The sequence below is a fragment of the Pseudooceanicola lipolyticus genome (assembly GCF_002786325.1).
GTDB lineage: Bacteria > Pseudomonadota > Alphaproteobacteria > Rhodobacterales > Rhodobacteraceae > Pseudooceanicola_C > Pseudooceanicola_C lipolyticus.
Genome location: NZ_PGTB01000169.1, coordinates 1 through 7664, shown reverse-complemented (window position 1 = coordinate 7664; position 7664 = coordinate 1). Strand labels below are relative to the sequence as shown.

7 protein-coding genes are annotated in these 7664 nt (G+C 67.4%); 2 read left to right on the top strand and 5 right to left on the bottom strand.

The window, feature by feature from the left end:
* The 5 genes from CVM52_RS21840 to CVM52_RS21820 all read right to left on the bottom strand — a co-directional run.
* Window positions 1-245: DUF1850 domain-containing protein (locus CVM52_RS21840; RefSeq protein WP_133119931.1), on the bottom strand; the 245-nt coding region annotated here is incomplete at its 3' end.
* Window positions 242-2338, bottom strand: coding sequence for a TRAP transporter permease (locus CVM52_RS21835; RefSeq protein WP_100164498.1), 2097 nt, complete (start codon window positions 2336-2338; stop codon window positions 242-244). The genes CVM52_RS21840 and CVM52_RS21835, both read right to left, overlap by 4 nt.
* A gap of 57 nt (window positions 2339-2395) precedes the next feature.
* Entirely contained in the window at window positions 2396-3343 is a 948-nt protein-coding gene (locus CVM52_RS21830) for a TAXI family TRAP transporter solute-binding subunit (protein ID WP_100164497.1), read from the bottom strand.
* A gap of 167 nt (window positions 3344-3510) precedes the next feature.
* Entirely contained in the window at window positions 3511-4299 is a 789-nt protein-coding gene (locus CVM52_RS21825) for an SDR family oxidoreductase (RefSeq protein WP_240621028.1), read from the bottom strand.
* A gap of 45 nt (window positions 4300-4344) precedes the next feature.
* Window positions 4345-5325, bottom strand: a complete 981-nt coding sequence (locus CVM52_RS21820) for an NAD(P)-dependent alcohol dehydrogenase (protein WP_100164495.1) — start codon at window positions 5323-5325, stop codon at window positions 4345-4347.
* Between the two features lie 98 nt (window positions 5326-5423).
* Here CVM52_RS21820 and CVM52_RS21815 point away from each other — a divergent pair, with 98 nt between their 5' ends.
* Window positions 5424-6305, top strand: a complete 882-nt coding sequence (locus CVM52_RS21815) for a LysR family transcriptional regulator (protein WP_100164494.1) — start codon at window positions 5424-5426, stop codon at window positions 6303-6305.
* Window positions 6306-6495: 190 nt separating this feature from the next.
* Window positions 6496-7548, top strand: a complete 1053-nt coding sequence (nadA, locus tag CVM52_RS21810; RefSeq protein WP_100164493.1) for a quinolinate synthase NadA — start codon at window positions 6496-6498, stop codon at window positions 7546-7548.
* Window positions 7549-7664 lie beyond the last annotated feature (116 nt).

The window sequence follows — 7664 nt, the reverse complement described above, 5'->3', positions numbered from 1 at the left end:
GGCACCGGCGGCAGCGCCGGGGCCCAGACCCACCAGCCGCGCTCGAACCGGCCGCCGGGGCCGGGCTCCATCCCGGCGCCGGATCCCTTGACCGCCGCCTCGGTCAGCCGCAGGCGGCGGTCATCGGTCACTTCCCAGCTTTCCCGCCAGCTTTGCCGCTCGACCGAATGCTGCCATTCCAGGGTAAAGCCCGCGCCATCGGCCAGGGCGATCACCATCGCCCCGGCCAGAAGACAGCCGCTCATGCCGACACCGCAACCTTGCGGCGCCACAGCAGCAGGCCGAACACCGCCGCCAGGCCAAAGCCGATCTCGTCGGTGATCGGCAGCGCCGCAACCAGGGTAAAGGCGGCGGCCACCGCAATCGCGCGTTCCCAGATCGCCAGCGGCCGACCCAGCCAGCCGATCACGCAGGCGCCCCACAGCGCCAGCGCAATCAGCGCCTTCAGCACGATATAGGCCACCGCCGGCCAATAGCCGATGGCCCCGGCCAGGGCACCGCCATCCTGCAACATCAGCGCCGGGGTATAAACCGCCATGAACGGCACCACGAAACCGGCGGCCGCGACCTTGATCGCCTCAAAGCTGATCTTCAGCCCGCTTTCCTTGGCAATCGGCGCGGCGGCAAAACAGGCCAGCGCCACCGGCGGCGTCAGATCCGCCAGGATGCCGAAATAGAACACGAACATGTGGCTGACGATCAGCGGCACACCCAGGTCCAGCAGCGCCGGACCGGCGATGGACGAGGTGATGATGTAATTGGGGATCGTCGGGATCCCCATGCCCAGGATGATGCAGGTCACCATGGTCAGAACCAGGCTCAGAAACAGGCTGTTCTGCCCGACCGAGACGATGAACTGGCCAAAGGTATTGGCCGCACCGGTCAGGGTCATCACCCCGATAATCACCCCCACCAGCGCACAGGCGATGCCGACCGGCAGCGCCGTCTTGGCACCGTCGGCCAGGCTGTCGCGGCAGATCGCCAGCGTCTGCCGCCCGCCCCGGAAGGCGGCGCAGGCGATCACCAGCACCGCCAGCACCAGCAACAGCGCGGTGATGCCGAACTTGAAGAAGGCCGAGGCGCACAGGCCCAGCACCACCCAGAAGATCACCCGCACCGCGGTCGACGACAGGCCCATGGCAATGGCGGTGCCCAGGATCAGCATGCCGGTCAGCGCCAGGCCGATGGTGCCGGCAAACAGCGGCGTATAGCCCGAGAACAGCAGCCAGACCAGCACCGCCAGCGGCAGGATCAGGTACCAGCCCTCTTTCAGCGCGCGGCGCGCCGAGGGCATCTCGTCCGCGGCCAGGCCGCGCAGGTCGCGCTTGCCGGCCTCCAGATGCACCATCCAGAAGGCACCGGCGAAATACAGGATTGCCGGCACCAGCGCCGCCTTGACCACCTCGACATAGGCCACGCCCAGGGTCTCGGCCATGATGAAGGCCACCGCGCCCATCACCGGCGGCATGATCTGCCCACCCATCGACGACGTCGCCTCGACGCCGCCGGCAAAGGCCGAGCGATAGCCAAAGCGTTTCATCAGCGGAATGGTGAATTGCCCGGTGGTGACCACATTGGCCACGCCCGAACCCGAGATCGTGCCCATCAGCCCCGAGGACAGCACCGACACCTTGGCGGCGCCGCCCATCTTGTGGCCGACCAGGCCCAGCGAGACATCGGTGAACAGCTTGATCATCCCGGCCTTTTCCAGGAACGACCCGAACAGGATGAACAGGAAGATATAGGTCGCCGACACATAGGTCGGGATGCCATAGATGCCCTCGGTGCCATAGGCGATCTGCTCGACCACCTGCTCAAAGGCATAGCCGCGATGGTCCAGCGGCGCGGGCAGAAACTGACCGAACAGGGCGTAGGACAGGAAGACGGCGCAGATGATCGGCAGCGCCGGGCCCATCAGCATCCAGGCGGCGATAAACACCGTCGCCACCGCGATGCAGCCAAAGATCAGGTCGGGCAGGTTCGGGTCGCCGGCCCGGAACAACAGCGGCGTGTATTCGATCCACTGATAGGCGGCCACCGCCACCCCGCCGGCGGCAAACAGCCAGCACAGCGCGCGCATCGCGGTGCCAAAGCGGCGCCCGATGGCCAGCAGCGGAAAGCCAAGCGCCAGCAGGAACCCGACATGCACCGCGCGCATCACCTGGCTGGGCAGGTCGATGACATGGGCGGCGATCGCGATCTGGTACAGCGAAAAAACCACCGCCAGCCAGAACAGGAACCGCCCGGTCAGGCTGGGCGGAAATCCCGAGGTCAGCGGGCCATGCTGCGCGGCCGCGTCCTCGTCGGGCACAGGCCCGGTGTCAACTTGTCCAGACATCTCGTCCTCCCGTCACGCAGGCAGCCCGGCCAGGGCCGGGCCGCCGCCTGAACCCGCTCAGAGCAGGCCCTGTTCCTTGTAATAGCGTTCGGCACCCGGGTGCAGCGGAATCGGCGAGTTCTTCACCGCATCCTCGAGATTGATCGCCTCGGCGGCGGCATGCGCCGCTTTCATCTGCTCCAGGTTCTCGAACAGCAGCTTGGTCATCTGATAGGCCAGCTCGTCCGAGACATCGGCGCTGGTCACCAGGATATTGGTGATCGCCAGTGTCGGGATGTCGCTGTCCTGGCCGGGATAGGTCCCGGCGGGGATCACGCCGGCGGCATAGGGCGCGCCCAGGGTTCCGGCCACCTCGGCCGGGATCGACACATAGGTCACGTCCTGGGTCGAGGACAGGTCCTTCAGCGCCGCCGAGCCCAGGCCCGAGCTTTGCAGCGTCGCGTCCAGCTGGCGGTTCTTCATCAGCTCGACCGACTCGGCAAAGGGCAGGTACTCGACCTTGCCCAGGTCGTCATAGCTCATGCCGAGCGCGCCCAGGATCTTGCGCGCGTTCACCTCGGTACCGGATTTCGCGGCCCCAACCGAAACCGACTTGCCGGCAAGATCGGTCGCGGTGATTGCACCGGCATCGGCGGAAGCGGCAATCTGGATGAAGTTCGGATAGATCGCCGCAATGGCGCGCAGCTTGTCCAGCGGCTGGTTGAACCCGACCTCGGCATTGCCCTCATAGGCGTCCTTGACCGAATCGCCCAGGGCAAAGCCCAGCTCGCCGCGGCCCTGCTGCAGCAGGTTCAGGTTCTCGACCGAGGCCTTGGTCGACTGCACCTGAGTGCGCGAGTCGGGGATGTTCTTGGCATAGATATCCGCCAGCGCCACGCCCAGCGGGTAATAGACACCCGAGGTGCCACCGGTCAGCACGTTGACGAATTCGGTTGCCGAAGCGGCAGGCGCGGAAAGTGCAAGGCTGCCGGCGACAACGGCGCCCAGCCCGAAGGTTTTGAACATGACGTTCCTCCCAAAATGAAACCCGCGTCGAAGACCGGCCAGGGCGGTCCCGCGGTGGCGAAAGACTTACCAAGGGCCCGGCACCCGGCAACCCCACCGGGCCCGGATCCGGCGAATATTCCTCGCAGATTTCCGCTCCGCCTCTGGCAGATTTCTGCCCCGCCCCGTCAGTCTCGGCGGTCGGCGGCCCGGGGCGCAGCGGCCGACCCGGCCAGCAATCCGCCATCCACCGACAGTTCCGCCCCGGTCATATAGGCGGCCTCGTCCGAGGCCAGCAAAACCGCGATTGCCGCCACTTCCTCGGGCTGGCCGAAACGGCGCAGCGGCGTGTCGGCGACCAAAGCGGCCATGCGCGCCGGCCTGTCCGGCCCATCGCCCAGCATCGGCTCCCACATCGGGGTCAGGATGGCGCCGGGATGGATCGAATTGCAACGGATGTTCAGACCCTGTTCGGCGCAATACAGCGCCACGGTCTTGGTGTGATTGCGGATCGCGGCCTTGGACGCGGCATAGGCCGCCGCCGCCGGGATCCCCACCAGGCCCGAGCGCGACGAGATGTTGATGATCGCCCCGGCGCCCTTGACCCGCATCGCCCCGATCGCATAGCGGCAGCCAAGAAAGGTGCCGTCCAGGTTCACCGCGTGCACCGCCCGCCAATCCGCCAGCGTGGCATGTTCGGGATCATGCGGGCGCGGGCCCGCTTCGAACCCGGTGATCCCGGCATTGTTCACCAGCACGTCGCAGGCGGGCCAAAGCCGCGCCAGCGCCGCCCAATCCGCCTCGGACGCCACGTCCAGACCGGCATGTTGCGCGCCGATCTCACCCGCCAGCGCGGCGGCGCGGTCGGCCGCCTTGTCGGTCACCACCACCGCCGCGCCCTCGCGGCAAAAGGCCCGCGCAATCGCCGCGCCGATGCCCCGGCCGGCGCCGGTGACAATACAGAGTTTCCCGTTCAAGCGTGCCAATCCGCACCCCCTGATGCTGTGGCGCAACCGCGCCGCCTAGACCACCACCACATTGCCGCGCTTATGGCCGGTTTCCATGTGGCGATGCGCCTCGACCAGATTGGCCAAAGGATAGACCCGGTCAAGCAGCGGCAACAGCGTTCCCGCTGCAACCATGGCCAGCAAGGCATCGAGATGACCGCGCAGCACCACCGGCGGCTGCAGGCCGACGGCGACAAACCCGGCCCGCTGGCCACCGCGCAGCCGGCTTGACAGCATCGCGGCCAGCAGGGTCAGGGACAAAACCGGGCACAGATATTGCCCGTGCGGCGCCAGGCTGGCGCGCGCGGCGGCAAAGGACCCGACGCCCAGCGTGTCGAATACCACGTCATAGCGATCGTGCCCGGCATATACATCCTCGGTGGTGTAATCGACCACCCGCGCCGCGCCCAGATCGGCAACCATCGCCTGGTTGCGCCTGCTGCAGGTGGCGGTGACATCGGCGCCGGCCGCAGCCGCGATCTGTACCGCCGCGCTGCCCAGGCTGCCGGCACCGCCCAGGATCAGCACCCGCTGTCCGGCCTGCAGTTGCGCGACCTGATGCAGGAAATGATACGAGGTCAACGGGCCGTCGCACATCACCGCCGCGGCCTCGTGCGACAGTGTCGCGGGCTTGTGCATCAGCGTGCCGCCCTCATTCAGGCAGATATGGCTGGCATTGGCGCCAAAGTTCAGGCCGGCCTCGCCAAACACCGCATCGCCCACGGCAAAGCGGCGCACCCCCTCGCCCACCGCGATCACCTCGCCCGACAGGCCGGTGCCCGACAGGTTGCGGCGTGGGCGGCGCAGGCCCAGGAAGACGCGGGCAAAACGCGGCCGCCCGGCCCGCATCATGCCATCGGCGCGGGTGACAGCCGAGGCGTGGATGCGGATCAGGATCTCACCGCGTCCGGGCGCCGGCATCGGCGCCGTGACCGGGGTCAGCCGCTCGGGCCCGCCATAGCGCGCGATGCGCCAGGCGCTGAAAGTGGATGTCATGGCCGGTCTCCTTGTGCTGCGGTCCCCGACGCTCTAGCGGATTGAATTAGGTCCGGGGATTGCCGAAAATGGCCCAATGTGGTTCATAATCGTTCCGCATGTTGGATTGGAAATCGCTTCCGGCCTTTCTGGCCATCGCGCGGGCGGGGTCGCTGCGCGGCGCTGCCGAGCAGCTGGACAGCAACCATGCCACCGTGCGCCGGCAACTGGAGGCGCTGGAACACCAGCTGGGGGTTCAGCTGTTCCGCCGCGGCGCCGACGGGCTGCACCTGTCCGTGGCGGGCCGGCGGCTGCTGCCGCAGGCGCTGGAGGCCGAGGCCGCCCTGCGCCAGGGCTTCAACGCGGTGCGCGGGCTGGACAACCAGGCCGCCGGCCGCATCCGCCTGTCAGCCGATCCGATGACCGCGCATTTCCTGCTGGCGCCGGTGCTGGCCGAATTCCTGGCGCTGTATCCCGATATCCATATCGACATGAACCTGTCCTACGGCATCGATTCCATCGACCGGCTGGAAACCGACGTGTCGATCCGCCATGTCCGCGAGGTCAGCGGCGAGGCGGTGGGGCGCAAGCTGTTCCCGCTGTCGATCGGCGTCTTCGCCGCCCGCAGCTATATCGACCGCACCCTGCATCAGGCCGGGCCGCGCGGCGAGGGGCTGACCTGGCTGGGCTATGGCGAGGCGCCGGAACTCAAGGCGATGATCGCCGCCTCGCCCTTCCCCCGCGCGCGGGTGCGCCACGCGATCCCCGATCCGGCGATGCACATGCACCTGGCCCGCGCCGGGGCCGGCATGACCTTTCTTGCCGCCTGGGTGACCAGCGTGTTTCCGGAATTGCAACGGCTGCCGGGCACCGGGCTGGATCAAAGCCGGGCGACCTGGGTGCTGCTGCACGGCGATCTGCGCCGGGTGCAGCGGGTCAGGCTGTTTGTCGATTTCCTCTATGAAAGCCTGCGCGAACGGCGCGCCGATTTCATCGGCTGAGCCAGGCCGCACCGCGTCGCAAACCCGTCTATTTTCAGGGGCCGGGCCGCCGGCTGCGCGCCCGGCTCGCGGGATAACCCGCTTGCCCTTACGTCATCCTGCACCTAGAGACAGATCGGCCGGCATCCGGAGGAGGGTCCGGCATCCGTTCCTTCGGGATGGATTGCAGTAACTTGAGGATGTTTCGCCCTTGCTCGACCAGATCGCGCTCCGCGCCGAACTCGCCGATCACTATGATCTCGCCCCATCCCCCGATCTCGCTTTGGCCACCGCAGATCTCTATGCCCGGATGGAGCGTGTCGTGTCGCCGCCCGACTGGGCGATTCACGCGCCCTATGTCGCCGCGATCAACCGGCTGAAGAAGGAACGCAACGCCGTCATCCTGGCGCATAACTACATGACGCCCGAGATTTATCACGGCGTTGCCGATGTGGTCGGCGACAGCCTGCAGCTGGCGATCGAGGCCACCCGCGCCGAGGCCGATGTCATCGTGCAATGCGGCGTGCATTTCATGGCCGAGACCGCGAAGATCCTGAACCCGGCCAAGACCGTGCTGATGCCCGATATGGAGGCCGGCTGTTCGCTGGCCGAAAGCATCACCCCCGCCGGCATCGCCGAGATGCGCGCGCGCTATCCCGGCGCGCCGGTGGTCACCTATGTGAACACCTCGGCCGCGGTCAAGGCGGCCTCGGACATCTGCTGCACCTCGTCCAACGCGGCGCAGATCGTCGCCGCGCAGGACAGCGACACGGTGATCATGACGCCTGACAAATACCTGGCCCAGAACGTCGCCAGGCAGGTGCCGCACAAGCGCGTGGTCTGGTGGGACGGCGCCTGTATCGTGCATGAACGCTTCACCGCCCAGGATCTGCGCGATTTCCGCAGCTACAACCCCGAGACCCGCATCATCGCCCATCCCGAATGCCCGCCCGACGTGGTGGCCGAGGCCGATTTTTCGGGCTCGACCAGCGGCATCATCGGCTATGTCGAACGCGAACGCCCGCAAAAGGCGATGCTGGTGACCGAATGTTCGATGGCCTCGAACATCTCGGGCGCGCTGCCCGAGGTCGATTTTGTCGGCCCCTGCAACATGTGCCCCTACATGAAGAAGATCACGCTGGAGAAAATCCTCTGGTCGCTGCATGCGATGGACGGCGCGGTCGAGGTCGACGCCGCCATCGCCGCCAAGGCCCGCGTCGCGGTTCAGCGCATGATCGACCTGTCGCGGCAGCTGGCCGGCTGATGCACCGCATCGACACCGCCCGGGTGATCATCGTTGGCGCCGGGCTGGCGGCGCAATATGCCGCGCTCAGGCTGGCCCCGCGCCCGGTGCTGATGCTGTCGCCCGAGCCGCTGGGC